This is a genomic window from Streptomyces sp. NPDC038280, assembly GCF_055600045.1.
In genome coordinates this window covers 14,641-27,369 of sequence record NZ_JBVJYZ010000002.1, presented here as the reverse complement: position 1 = coordinate 27,369, position 12,729 = coordinate 14,641, and the positions used below count along the sequence as shown (strand labels likewise).

Below are 12,729 nucleotides of genomic sequence, written 5' to 3'. Positions count from 1 at the left end.
GGGACAGCGACCATGCCGCCGGACGACACCGCCCAAGGCCCCGCCGGTGGGCGTCCGCACGCCCCCGGGCACATGCGGACGGCCGGTCGGCGGGCGGCCCTCGAGGCCGCCCCGACGGGTGCCACGGACGCGGTACGCGCCGCTGCCCGCGCACTCGCCGACCGGGCCGCCGCGGCTCTCCGGGCCCTCGTCCCCGCCCCCGTCCCCGCGCTCGCGGGCGCGCCCGGCCTCGCCCTGCGCAGCGGCACTGCGGGCACCGGCAGGCCGCCCGCCGCCCGAGGCGGCGCCCGCGGCGCCGGCGGCTCCTCCGGCGGACCGCGAGGCAGCGGCGTCCGGCGCGCGTACGAGCAGGCGCGCCGGGCCTGGGACCGGCCCCTGACCGCGTACTACGTGATCCTCGGCGCCGGCCTCCTCATCACCGCCCTGGGCCTGGTGATGGTCTACTCCGCCTCCATGATCAAGGCGCTGGAACTGGCCAAGCCCGCCACCTACTTCTTCCGCAAGCAGTTCCTGGCCGCCGTCATCGGCACCGCACTGCTGCTCCTCGCCTCCCGGATGCCGGTCAAACTGCACCGCGCGCTCGCCTACCCCCTGCTGATGGGCACCGTCTTCCTGATGATCCTGGTGCAGATCCCCGGGATAGGAATGTCCGTCAACGGCAACCAGAACTGGATCTATCTGGGCGGCCCGTTCCAGCTCCAGCCCAGTGAGTTCGGCAAGCTCGCCCTGATCCTGTGGGGCGCCGATCTGCTCGCCCGCAAGCAGGACAGACGGCTGCTGACCCAGTGGAAGCACATGCTGGTACCGCTCGTCCCCGTCACCTTCCTGCTCCTCGGGCTCATCATGCTCGGCGGCGACATGGGCACGGCGATCATCCTCACCGCGATCCTCTTCGGTCTGCTGTGGCTGGCGGGGGCGCCCACCCGGCTCTTCGCCGGGGTGCTCGCGATCGCCGGTGTCGTCGGTGTGCTGCTCATCAAGACGAACGCCAACCGGATGTCCCGTCTCGGCTGCGTCGGCGCCATCGACCTCGGACCCAAGGGCGAGTGCTGGCAGGCCGTACACGGCATCTATGCTCTGGCGTCGGGCGGATGGTTCGGTTCCGGTCTCGGTGCGAGTGTGGAAAAATGGGGCCAACTGCCTGAACCGCACACCGACTTCATCTTCGCCATCACCGGGGAGGAACTGGGTCTGGCGGGGACGCTGTCGGTGCTCGCCCTGTTCGCGGCTCTAGGCTATGCGGGTATCCGCGTGGCCGGACGCACGGAGGACCCCTTCGTCAGGTTTGCCGCGGGAGGCGTGACCACCTGGATCACGGCCCAGGCCGTGGTCAACATTGGTGCGGTGCTCGGTCTGCTGCCGATCGCCGGTGTCCCGCTCCCGCTGTTCTCCTACGGCGGATCGGCCCTGCTGCCGACCATGTTCGCCGTCGGGCTGCTGATCGCCTTCGCGCGAGAGGAACCCGCCGCGAAAGCGGCCCTGGCCATGCGCCGGCCCGGAATGGGCAGGCGGGCCGGGATGAGATGGAAGTCGATGCGACGGCGCGTCAAGAAGCGTCCGTCCGGAGAGCGGTGAATTTCGGTGCATGTCGTACTCGCTGGTGGGGGGACCGCCGGCCACATCGAGCCGGCGCTCGCCCTCGCCGATGCCCTGCGCAGGCAGGACCCCAGCGTGGGGATCACGGCCCTCGGGACGGAGAAGGGGCTGGAGACCCGGCTGGTGCCCGAGCGGGGCTACGAGTTGGCGCTCATCCCCGCCGTGCCGCTGCCCCGTAAGCCCACCCCCGAGCTGATCACCGTGCCCGGACGGCTGCGCGGCACCATCAAGGCCGCCGAGCAGATCCTGGAGCGCACCAAGGCCGACTGCGTCGTCGGCTTCGGCGGCTACGTTGCCCTGCCCGGCTATCTCGCCGCCAAGCGGCTCGGGGTGCCGATCGTCGTCCACGAGGCCAACGCCAGGCCCGGACTCGCCAACAAGATCGGTTCCCGCTACGCGGCCGGGGTGGCCGTCGCCACGCCGGACAGCAAGCTGCGCGGCGCCCGCTACATCGGCATCCCGCTGCGCCACTCCATCGCCACGCTGGACCGCGCCCGGGTCCGCCCCGAGGCACGCGCCGCCTTCGGTCTCGACCCCGGTCTGCCGACCCTGCTCGTCTCCGGCGGCTCGCAGGGCGCCCGGCGCCTCAACGAGGTCGTCCAGCAGGTGGCCCCGGTGCTCCAGCGCTCCGGGATCCAGATCCTGCACGCGGTCGGCCCGAAGAACGAACTGCCGCGCGTCGACAACATGCCCGGGATGCCGCCCTACATCCCGGTACCGTACGTGGACCGGATGGACCTCGCGTACGCGGCGGCCGACATGATGCTCTGCCGCGCGGGCGCGATGACCGTCGCCGAACTCTCCGCCGTGGGCCTGCCCGCCGCGTACGTCCCGCTGCCGATCGGCAACGGCGAACAGCGGCTCAACGCCCAGCCGGTGGTCAAGGCGGGCGGCGGACTGCTGGTCGACGACGCGGAGCTGACCCCGCAGTGGGTCCAGGGCAACGTCCTGCCCGTGCTCGCCGATCCGCACCGGCTGTACGAGATGTCCCGCGCCGCCGCCGAGTTCGGCCGCAGGGACGCCGACGATCTGCTGGTCGGCATGGTGTACGAGGCGATTGCGGCACGCCGGCAGGCGTGAGAAGGCAGGGAGCATGGCCGGACCGACGACCGCCGAGCGGGGCGCAAGGACACCGAAGGGCTCGTCGGCCCGGCCGCCCCGCCAGGGGTCTCCGCCCCACCGCCCCCTGCTGCCCGCCGGCCGCGCGCTGCTGCTGACGGCGATCGCGATCGCGCTCACCGCGGGCGGAATCTGGCTCCTGTACGGCTCCTCGTGGCTCCGGGTGGAGCACGTGGAGACCTCCGGCGTACGTGTTCTGACGCCGGATGAGGTCGAGAGCGTCGCGGCGGTCCCGATCGGCGCGCCGCTGATTTCCGTCGACACGGGTGCGATTGAGGAGCGTCTGCGGGAGAAATTGCCCCGTATCGACTCGGTCGATGTCGTCCGTTCCTGGCCGACCGGTATCGGTCTGAAGGTGACCGAGAGAAAGCCGGTTCTCCTTGTCGAAAAGGGCGGAAAGTTCATCGAAGTGGACGCGAAAGGTGTGCGTTTCGCCACGGTGGACAAAGCCCCGCAAGGCGTCGCCCTGCTCCGGCTGAAGGCCGACGCGTCACCGAGCCTGCGCCGCTTCGACACCGCCCGGCTGCTGCGTGAGGCAGTAGGCGTGACGGGCGAACTCCCCGAGAAAATCGCCAAGGACACCCGTGTCGTCAGGGTGGTCTCGTACGACTCCATCACCCTGGAGCTGAGCGGCGGGCGCTCTGTGTTCTGGGGCAGTGGTGAGGACGGCGAGGCCAAGGCCCGGGTTCTGACCGCCCTGATGAAGGCGACGCCCAAAGCGGGGCACTTCGACGTCAGCGCTCCGAGTGCCCCCGCGGCGTCGGGGAGTTGACGCTCATCGGCGCTGGCCAGCACCCTGGTTGGTCAGCGCTATGGGTGATCACATAGGGTGAAAAGAAAAACGGGAGGTTCGGCGTGTTCGTTGAACGTGCGCCACTTGTCGACTTAGTGTCCTGTTCGGAAGAGTCCAGCGAACAGACACACTGGTAACCCTAAACTTCAACGTTAGGGTTTGGGTCGGCGTTTCGGACCGTCCCATCGGCATCCGTCGTCGCGACGCGACTAGCACCGCGCAGCGGCGACACGTAACTCGAGGCGAGAGGCCTTCGACGTGGCAGCACCGCAGAACTACCTCGCAGTCATCAAGGTCATCGGTGTCGGCGGCGGTGGTGTCAATGCCATCAACCGAATGATCGAGGTCGGCCTCAAGGGCGTCGAGTTCATCGCGATCAACACCGATGCGCAAGCTCTGTTGATGAGCGACGCCGACGTCAAGCTCGACGTCGGCCGTGAACTGACCCGTGGCCTCGGCGCCGGGGCCAACCCCGCAGTCGGTCGCAAGGCGGCAGAGGACCACCGTGAGGAGATCGAGGAGGTCCTCAAGGGGGCCGACATGGTCTTCGTCACCGCCGGCGAAGGCGGCGGCACCGGCACCGGCGGCGCACCCGTCGTCGCCAACATCGCGCGCTCGCTCGGCGCCCTGACGATCGGTGTGGTCACCCGCCCGTTCACCTTCGAGGGCCGGCGTCGCGCCAACCAGGCGGAGGACGGCATCGCCGAACTCCGCGAAGAGGTCGACACCCTCATCGTCATCCCGAACGACCGACTGCTGTCGATCTCGGACCGCCAGGTGAGCGTGCTCGACGCGTTCAAGTCGGCGGACCAGGTCCTGCTGTCCGGTGTTCAGGGCATCACCGACCTCATCACCACCCCGGGCCTGATCAACCTCGACTTCGCCGACGTCAAGTCGGTCATGTCCGAGGCCGGATCGGCGCTCATGGGGATCGGCTCCGCCCGCGGGGACGACCGCGCGGTGGCCGCCGCGGAGATGGCGATCTCCTCGCCGCTCCTGGAGGCGTCCATCGACGGCGCCCGCGGTGTCCTGCTCTCCATCTCGGGTGGCTCGGACCTCGGTCTCTTCGAGATCAACGAGGCCGCCCAGCTGGTGAGCGAGGCCGCCCACCCCGAGGCGAACATCATCTTCGGCGCGGTCATCGACGACGCGCTCGGCGACGAGGTGCGGGTCACCGTCATCGCGGCCGGCTTCGACGGCGGACAGCCGCCGGCCCGCCGGGACAACGTGCTGAGCTCCACCTCCACCAAGCGCGAGGAGCCGGCCCCCGCGTCGCGCACCGAGTCGCGGTCCCTCGGGCTCGGCTCGGTCACCCGCGACGAGCCGGTTCAGTCCGAGCCCGTTCCGGCGGCGGGCGACAGCTCGCTTCCGCCGGCCGTCCCGCCGGTGGTCCCGCCGGCCCGTCCCTACCCGGACACCCAGGCCGAAGAGCTGGACGTCCCGGACTTCTTGAAGTGATAGAGCAGCGCCCGCACGTGGGCACTGCGAGCGGCGCGCACTTCGCCTTCACCGACAGGTGGGGCGGGGTGAGCGCCGTTCCGTACGAAGAGCTCAATCTCGGGGGAGCCGTGGGCGACGACCCGGAGGCCGTACGCGTCAATCGCGAGCGTGCCGCCGGGTCCCTCGGCATCGACCCGGCGCGGGTCGTCTGGATGAACCAGGTCCACGGCCGGGACGTCGCGGTGGTCGACGGGCCGTGGGGTACGGGGGACATTCCTTCCGTGGACGCGGTGGTGACCGCGAGACGCGGACTTCCGCTCGCAGTCCTCACCGCGGACTGCACGCCGGTTCTGCTCGCCGACCCGGTCGCGGGGGTGGTCGCGGCGGCCCACGCAGGCCGGCCGGGCATGGTCGCGGGGGTCGTCCCGGCCGCCGTCGGGGCGATGGTCTCGCTCGGTGCCGAACCGTCCCGTATCACCGCCCGCACCGGGCCCGCCGTCTGCGGACGCTGCTACGAGGTCCCGGCGCGGATGCGGGCCGAGGTCGCGGCCGTCGAGCCGGCCGCCTGGTCGGAGACCAGCTGGGGCACCCCGGCCGTCGACGTCACCGCCGCGGTCCACGCCCAGCTCGAAGCGCTCGGCGTACGGGACCGGCAGGCGTCCGCGGTCTGCACGCTGGAATCGCGCGACCACTACTCGTACCGCAGGGACCGCACCACGGGGCGGCTCGCGGGATATGTCTGGTTGGACTGATAGGTGATGACGGATCGCAGGACTCAACTCGCCGAGAACCTCGCGCGGGTGGAGGAACGTATCGCCGCCGCGTGCGCGGCCGCCGGTCGCAAGCGGGCGGAGGTGACCCTGATCGTGGTCACCAAGACCTACCCGGCGAGCGACGTCCGGCTGCTGCACGAGCTCGGGGTGCGGCACGTCGCCGAGAACCGGGACCAGGACGCGGCGCCGAAGGCCGCCGCGTGCGCGGATCTGGACCTCACATGGCACTTTGTGGGTCAGTTGCAGACCAACAAGGTCCGGTCCGTGGTGGGTTATGCCGATGTGGTGCAGTCTGTCGACCGGGTCAAGCTCGTCACCGCGCTGTCCGGCGCGGCGGTGAAGGCGGAGCGGGAACTCGGCTGTCTGATCCAGGTGGCGCTCGACGCGGAATCGGGCGAGCGGGGCGAGCGGGGCGGGGTGGCGCCCGACGGGGTCGAGGAGTTGGCCGCGGCGATCGACGGCGCGCCCGGCCTGAGACTTGACGGGCTGATGACGGTGGCGCCGCTCGCGGGCCCCTACGCGGGCCGCCAACGTGCGGCGTTCGAGCGGTTGATGGAATTCTCATCCGGCCTGCGCGCGACTCGTCCGGCTGCGAACATGGTGTCGGCGGGGATGAGCGCGGATCTCGAAGAGGCCGTGGCGGCCGGGGCGACACATGTACGCATCGGTACGGCGGTACTCGGAGACCGACCCCGCCTCGGGTAACGTCGCCAAGCAAGTCGGACCACAGCAGAAAATATGGTCATTCCCGCTGGAAGGCGGGCAGGCCGAGTGGATCGCGGGCACTTGGTGACGAGGCCGATCCACCACAGAGCGGAGGACTCAGAGAATGGCCGGCGCGATGCGCAAGATGGCGGTCTACCTCGGCCTCGTGGAGGACGATGGGTACGACGGCCGGGGATTCGACCCCGATGACGACTTCGAACCCGAGCTGGAGCCGGAGCCCGAGCGGGACCGGCGACGCCACCAGCCCCCGCACCAGATCGAGCGGGAGGAACCGGTACGAGTCGTACAGCCTCCGGCCCAGCGGGAGTCGGTGCCTCACGCTGCCGCGGTACCCGTAGAAAGCGGACGTCCGGCGCGAATCGCCCCCGTGGCATCCATCACACCTGAACGCCCGAGCCTGGAGAAGAACGCACCGGTGATCATGCCCAAGGTCGTGTCCGAGCGGGAGCCCTACCGCATCACCACACTGCACCCGCGGACCTACAACGAAGCCCGTACCATCGGGGAACACTTCCGCGAGGGCACCCCTGTGATCATGAACCTCACCGAGATGGACGACACCGATGCGAAGCGACTTGTCGACTTTGCCGCGGGACTCGTCTTCGGCCTGCATGGCAGCATTGAGCGAGTGACGCAGAAGGTGTTCCTGTTGTCGCCTGCTAACGTCGATGTCACGGCGGAGGACAAGGCCCGCATCGCAGAGGGCGGATTCTTCAACCAGAGCTGAGAACAGACACCGGGAACAGCCCGGCCGCGAGGCCGGTAAGACGAGAGCCAGGGGAGAGGGAAGCACGGGATGGGCGTGGCACTGCAAGTGGTCTACATCGTGCTGATGTGCTTCCTCGTCGTGCTGATCTTCCGGCTGGTCATGGACTACGTCTTCCAGTTCGCCCGCTCATGGCAACCTGGCAAGGCGATGGTGGTCGTTCTCGAGGCCACCTACACTGTCACCGATCCACCGCTCAAGCTTCTGCGGCGGTTCATTCCGCCGCTGCGTCTCGGGGGCGTGGCACTCGACCTGTCCTTCTTCGTTCTGATGATCATCGTCTACATCCTGATCTCCATCGTGAGCGGCTTCGCGAGGTGAATGTGGACGATACGGTCTTGCCGACTGCCGACGACTACGTAGAGGTGAAGAAGAGATGCCGCTGAGCCCCGAGGACGTGCGGAACAAGCAGTTCACGACCGTCCGCCTCCGAGAAGGCTATGACGAGGACGAGGTCGATGCCTTCCTCGACGAGGTCGAAGCCGAACTGACCCGCCTGCTCCGCGAGAACGAGGACCTGCGCGCCAAGCTGGCCGCCGCGACCCGTGCCGCCGCGCAGAACCAGCAGCAGGGTATGCGCAAGCCGCCCGAGCAGCAGGACCGTCCCGTCGGTCCGGGCGCCCCCGTACCCGCCGCCATATCCGGACCGCCGGTCCAGCAGCAGCCCCCGCAGATGGGTCCGCCGCAGCTGCCGTCCGGTGCTCCGCAGCTGCCGGCCGGTCCCGGTCACGGCCCCGGCCCGATGCAGGGCGGCCCGCAGGGCCCGCACGGCCCCGGCCCCATGCAGGGCGGTCCGATGGGTGGCCCGATGGGCGGACCCATGGGCGGCACGATGGGTGGCCAGATGGGCCACGCGCCGCAGATGCAGCAGCAGCAGCAGATGCAGCAGATGCAGCAGCCCGGTCAGGGCCCCGGTGGCGACAGCGCCGCGCGTGTCCTCTCGCTGGCCCAGCAGACCGCCGACCAGGCGATCGCCGAGGCCCGCTCCGAGGCGAACAAGATCGTCGGCGAGGCGCGCTCGCGCGCCGAGGGCCTGGAGCGGGACGCCCGCGCCAAGGCGGACGCGCTGGAGCGGGACGCGCAGGAGAAGCACCGCGTCGCGATGGGCTCCCTGGAGTCCGCCCGCGCCACGCTGGAGCGCAAGGTCGAGGACCTGCGGGGCTTCGAGCGCGAGTACCGCACGCGTCTGAAGTCGTACCTGGAGAGCCAGCTGCGTCAGCTGGAGACCCAGGCCGACGACTCGCTGGCCCCGCCGCGGACGCCGGCGACCGCGTCGCTGCCGCCGTCGCCGTCCATGGCGTCGGCCGGTGCGAGCGCGCCGTCGTACGGCGGCAACCAGACGATGGGCGGAGGCCCGTCGATGGGTGGCCCCTCGTACGGGAACCAGCAGCAGATGTCGCCGGCGATGACCCAGCCGATGGCACCGGTGAGGCCGCAGGCGCCGCAGCCGATGCAGCAGGCACCGTCGCCGATGCGGGGATTCCTGATCGACGAGGACGACAACTGACGGGGGCGGGGCGCGCGGTGAGCGCGTAGCCGTCGGCAGGCTGAGGGCCGGGCCCGGGACACATGTCCCGGGCCCGGCCCTTTTCGCGGGTGGGGGCGGACGGGGTGCGGGGGCGCCTGCGGCGGGCCTTTCCCCCTCCCCGCCCCTTCCCGAAACCGGGCTCCGCCCGGACCTGCGGGGTGGGGACTTCGCCGGGCGGGCGCGGGGGGCACCCGGTCACGGGGGTGGCGCTTGGGGCGGCTGGTCCCCGGCTCGCTCTCTGACCGAGACTGGGCTCTGCCCGGTCGGCCCCGGTGGACAGCCACATACGCCCGCACCTGGCCGGGTACGTCCAAGGGCCCGAGGACCGGGCCAAGCCGGCGCGGGCCAGACCCCGCGGGGGGCGTGCCCTCACGCCGCGTCGGTGGCCCAGCCCTGCCGAGGGTGCTGGCTTGCGTGCCGTTGGTCCTACGGCTGAGCTACGGCCTCGCGCCCGCCGAGGCCCTCCGCGCCCAGGACCGCTCTCCGGGCCCTCCGCAGGCGCCGGGCTCGGTGGTGTTTTGGGAAGGGGCGGGGTGGGAGGAAGCGAAAAGGCCCGGCCCCCCTCGGGGCCGGGCCTTTCAGGAGGGCGTTACGCCTTGCGGAGGTGGAACGTCAGGGACAGGGACTCGTCCGTGAAGGCGGGACCGTAGGTGGAGTCGGCCGGGCCGGTGGCGTAGTCCGTGGAGAGGACCTCGTCCGCGATCAGGGCCGCGTGGGCCGTCAGGGCCTCCGTCGTTTCCGGGGAGTCGGACGACCAGCGCAGGGCGATGCGGTCCGCGACGTCCAGGCCGCTGTTCTTGCGGGCCTCCTGGATCAGGCGGATCGCGTCACGCGCCAGGCCCGCCTTCCGGAGCTCCGGGGTGATCTCCAGGTCGAGGGCCACCGTCGCGCCCGAGTCCGAGGCGACGGACCAGCCCTCGCGCGGGGTCTCGGTGATGATGACCTCCTCGGGAGAGAGGGTCACCTCCTCGCCGTTCACCGACACCGTCGCGGTCCCGGAGCGCAGCGCCAGGGAGAGCGCCGCCGCGTCCGCCGCGGCGACCGCCTTCGCGACGTCCTGCACGCCCTTGCCGAAGCGCTTGCCCAGCGCCCGGAAGTTCGCCTTCGCCGTCGTGTCGACCAGCGAGCCGCCCACCTCCGACAGCGACGCCAGCGAGGAGACGTTCAGCTCCTCCGTGATCTGTGCGTGGAGCTCGGTGGAGAGGGACTCGAAGCCCGCCGCCGCCACCAGGGCCCTGGAGAGCGGCTGGCGCGTCTTCACGCCCGACTCCGCACGCGTCGCCCTGCCCAGCTCCACCAGACGGCGTACCAGCGCCATCTGGGACGAGAGGGCCGGGTCGATGGCGTCCAGATCGGCCGCCGGCCAGGTGGAGAGGTGGACCGACTCCGGGGCGCCCGGCGTCACCGGCACCACCAGGTCCTGCCAGACCCGCTCCGTGATGAACGGCGTCAGCGGGGCCATCAGACGGGTCACCGTCTCGATCACCTCGTGCAGCGTCCGCAGCGCCGCCTTGTCGCCCTGCCAGAACCGGCGGCGCGAGCGCCGCACGTACCAGTTCGACAGGTCGTCGACGAACGCCGACAGCAGCTTGCCGGCCCGCTGGGTGTCGTACCCCTCCAGCGCCTGCGTCACCTGGTCCACCAGCGCGTGCAGCTCGCTCAGCAGCCAGCGGTCCAGCACGGGCCGGTCCGCCGGCGCCGGGTCCGCCTCCGACGGGGACCAGCCCGCCGTACGGGCGTACAGGGCCTGGAACGCCACCGTGTTCCAGTACGTGAGGAGCGTCTTGCGGACCACTTCCTGGATGGTGCCGTGGCCCACGCGCCGCGCCGCCCAGGGCGAGCCGCCCGCCGCCATGAACCACCGCACGGCGTCCGCGCCGTGCTGGTCCATGAGCGGGATCGGCTGCAGGATGTTCCCCAGGTGCTTGGACATCTTGCGACCGTCCTCGGCGAGGATGTGGCCCAGGCAGACCACGTTCTCGTACGACGACTTGTCGAAGACGAGCGTCCCGACCGCCATCAGCGTGTAGAACCACCCACGCGTCTGGTCGATCGCCTCGGAGATGAACTGCGCCGGGTACCGGCTCTCGAACAGCTCCTTGTTCTTGTACGGGTAGCCCCACTGGGCGAACGGCATCGAGCCCGAGTCGTACCAGGCGTCGATGACCTCCGGAACGCGCGTCGCCGTCTCCTGGCACGTCGGGCACGGGAAGGTCACGTCGTCGATGTACGGGCGGTGCGGGTCCAGCGACGACTGGTCCTCGCCCGTCAGCTCCGTCAGCTCGGCGCGCGAGCCGACGCAGGTGAGGTGGTTCTCCTCACAGCGCCAGATCGGCAGCGGCGTGCCCCAGTAGCGGTTGCGGGAGAGCGCCCAGTCGATGTTGTTGTTCAGCCAGTCGCCGAAGCGGCCGTGCTTGACCGAGTCCGGGAACCAGTTGGTGTTCTCGTTCTCCTCGAGGAGCCGGTCCTTCACCGCGGTCGTCCGGATGTACCAGGACGGCTGCGCGTAGTAGAGCAGCGCCGTGTGGCAGCGCCAGCAGTGCGGGTAGCTGTGCTCGTACGGGATGTGCTTGAAGAGCAGGCCCCGGGCGTCCAGGTCCGCGGTCAGCTTCTCGTCCGCCTTCTTGAAGAAGACGCCGCCGACCATCGGCACGTCCTCCTCGAAGGTGCCGTCGGGGCGGACCGGGTTCACCACGGGCAGGCCGTACGCGCGGCAGACCTTGAGGTCGTCCTCACCGAAGGCGGGGGACTGGTGGACCAGACCCGTACCGTCCTCGGTGGTCACGTAGTCGGCGTTGACGACGTAGTGGGCCGGGGCCGGGAACTCGACGAGCGAGAAGGGGCGTTCGTACGTCCAGCGCTCCATCTCGGCGCCCGTGAACGGCTGGCCGGTGGCCTCCCAGCCCTCGCCCAGCGCCTTCTCCAGCAGCGGCTGCGCGACGACGAGCTTCTCCTCGCCGTTCGTGGCGACGACGTAGGTGACCTCGGGGTGGGCCGCCACGGCGGTGTTGGAGACCAGGGTCCAGGGGGTCGTCGTCCAGACCAGCAGCGCGGCCTCGCCCGCCAGCGGGCCCGAGGTCAGCGGGAAGCGGACGAAGACCGACGGGTCGACGACCGTCTCGTAGCCCTGCGCCAGCTCGTGGTCCGACAGGCCGGTGCCGCAGCGGGGGCACCAGGGGGCGACGCGGTGGTCCTGGACGAGCAGGCCCTTGTTGAAGATCTCCTTCAGGGACCACCACACGGACTCGATGTACGAGGGGTCCATCGTCCGGTACGCGTCGTCGAGGTCGACCCAGTAGCCCATACGGGTCGTGAGCTCGGCGAACGCGTCGGTGTGCCGGGTCACCGACTCGCGGCACTTGTCGTTGAACTCGGCGATGCCGTACGCCTCGATGTCCTTCTTGCCGGCGAAGCCGAGCTCCTTCTCGACGGCGAGCTCCACGGGCAGGCCGTGGCAGTCCCAGCCGGCCTTGCGGGCCACGTGGTAGCCCCGCATGGTCCGGAAGCGCGGGAAGACGTCCTTGAAGACGCGGGCCTCGATGTGGTGCGCGCCGGGCATGCCGTTGGCGGTCGGCGGCCCTTCGTAGAACACCCACTCGGGGCGGCCCTCGGACTGCTCGAGGCTCTTGGCGAAGACCTTGCTCTCGCGCCAGAAATCGAGCACGGCGTGCTCGAGCGCGGGCAGGTCGACCTGGGCGGGCACCTGGCGGTACGTCATCGATCTTCCTCCGGCGGATGCTTCTCGTTCCGTCCGGAGGGACGAGAGCGCCGTGCTGCGCGGCTCCCGCGGTACCACCCTCCTTGGCCCCGGGCGCATGGCCCCGAGCCCCCTCATTGGGGCGCGATGCCGGGTCTACTTGCCGCGGGGGCGTCCCGTGGCGTTCTTCCGGCGGCTCCGGGGTGATGCTTCACATCGGGCTCGCCCCCGGGCTCTCACCGTCCCCGGGTCGCTCATGGCTGCGTACGACGCTACTCGTCCCCATCCAAG

Annotated in this window: 10 protein-coding genes; 9 read left to right on the top strand and 1 reads right to left on the bottom strand. The window is 70.6% G+C overall.

The genetic code is table 11. From position 1 onward, the window contains the following. Window positions 1-12 precede the first annotated feature (12 nt). The 9 genes from ftsW to ACZ7J0_RS05145 all read left to right on the top strand — a co-directional run bounded on the left by ftsW (window position 13) and on the right by ACZ7J0_RS05145 (window position 8,720). Window positions 13-1,575: a putative lipid II flippase FtsW gene (ftsW, locus tag ACZ7J0_RS05185; protein WP_470884188.1), complete on the top strand. Its 1,563-nt coding sequence runs from the start codon at window positions 13-15 to the stop codon at window positions 1,573-1,575. Window positions 1,576-1,581: 6 nt separating this feature from the next. After that, window positions 1,582-2,676 (top strand): undecaprenyldiphospho-muramoylpentapeptide beta-N-acetylglucosaminyltransferase, encoded by a 1,095-nt coding sequence (gene murG / locus ACZ7J0_RS05180; RefSeq protein WP_470884187.1) that lies wholly within the window; start codon window positions 1,582-1,584, stop codon window positions 2,674-2,676. Window positions 2,677-2,689: 13 nt separating this feature from the next. Beyond that, entirely contained in the window at window positions 2,690-3,487 is a 798-nt protein-coding gene (locus ACZ7J0_RS05175; RefSeq protein WP_470884186.1) for a cell division protein FtsQ/DivIB, read from the top strand. 279 nt (window positions 3,488-3,766) lie between these two features. After that, window positions 3,767-4,966, top strand: a complete 1,200-nt coding sequence (gene ftsZ, locus ACZ7J0_RS05170; RefSeq protein WP_470884184.1) for a cell division protein FtsZ — start codon at window positions 3,767-3,769, stop codon at window positions 4,964-4,966. 17 nt (window positions 4,967-4,983) lie between these two features. Further along, complete coding sequence (pgeF, locus tag ACZ7J0_RS05165) at window positions 4,984-5,700, top strand: peptidoglycan editing factor PgeF (protein ID WP_470884183.1); 717 nt, start codon at window positions 4,984-4,986, stop codon at window positions 5,698-5,700. A 6-nt stretch (window positions 5,701-5,706) separates the two neighbouring features. After that, the gene (locus ACZ7J0_RS05160) at window positions 5,707-6,426 is read left to right on the top strand and encodes a YggS family pyridoxal phosphate-dependent enzyme (RefSeq protein WP_470884182.1); all 720 of its coding nucleotides are present in this window, start codon (window positions 5,707-5,709) and stop codon (window positions 6,424-6,426) included. A gap of 124 nt (window positions 6,427-6,550) precedes the next feature. Further along, window positions 6,551-7,174, top strand: coding sequence for a cell division protein SepF (locus ACZ7J0_RS05155; protein WP_470884180.1), 624 nt, complete (start codon window positions 6,551-6,553; stop codon window positions 7,172-7,174). Between the two features lie 69 nt (window positions 7,175-7,243). Next, on the top strand, window positions 7,244-7,534 hold the full coding sequence (locus tag ACZ7J0_RS05150) for a YggT family protein (protein WP_470884178.1): 291 nt from the start codon (window positions 7,244-7,246) through the stop codon (window positions 7,532-7,534). 55 nt (window positions 7,535-7,589) lie between these two features. Next, window positions 7,590-8,720, top strand: coding sequence for a DivIVA domain-containing protein (locus ACZ7J0_RS05145; protein ID WP_470884176.1), 1,131 nt, complete (start codon window positions 7,590-7,592; stop codon window positions 8,718-8,720). Window positions 8,721-9,330: 610 nt separating this feature from the next. Here ACZ7J0_RS05145 and ileS read toward each other — a convergent pair. After that, window positions 9,331-12,459 (bottom strand): isoleucine--tRNA ligase, encoded by a 3,129-nt coding sequence (gene ileS / locus ACZ7J0_RS05140; protein WP_470884175.1) that lies wholly within the window; start codon window positions 12,457-12,459, stop codon window positions 9,331-9,333. Window positions 12,460-12,729: the final 270 nt, after the last annotated feature.

What these genes read in the sequence shown, in the direction of transcription:
- ileS (WP_470884175.1), bottom strand. Translation starts at nt 12,459, where the DNA reads ATGACGTACCGCCAGGTGCCCGCCCAGGTCGACCTGCCCGCGCTCGAG.
- ACZ7J0_RS05150 (WP_470884178.1), top strand. Translation starts at nt 7,244, where the DNA reads ATGGGCGTGGCACTGCAAGTGGTCTACATCGTGCTGATGTGCTTCCTC.
- ACZ7J0_RS05160 (WP_470884182.1), top strand. Translation starts at nt 5,707, where the DNA reads ATGACGGATCGCAGGACTCAACTCGCCGAGAACCTCGCGCGGGTGGAG.
- ACZ7J0_RS05175 (WP_470884186.1), top strand. Translation starts at nt 2,690, where the DNA reads ATGGCCGGACCGACGACCGCCGAGCGGGGCGCAAGGACACCGAAGGGC.
- ftsW (WP_470884188.1), top strand. Translation starts at nt 13, where the DNA reads ATGCCGCCGGACGACACCGCCCAAGGCCCCGCCGGTGGGCGTCCGCAC.
- ACZ7J0_RS05155 (WP_470884180.1), top strand. Translation starts at nt 6,551, where the DNA reads ATGGCCGGCGCGATGCGCAAGATGGCGGTCTACCTCGGCCTCGTGGAG.
- ACZ7J0_RS05145 (WP_470884176.1), top strand. Translation starts at nt 7,590, where the DNA reads ATGCCGCTGAGCCCCGAGGACGTGCGGAACAAGCAGTTCACGACCGTC.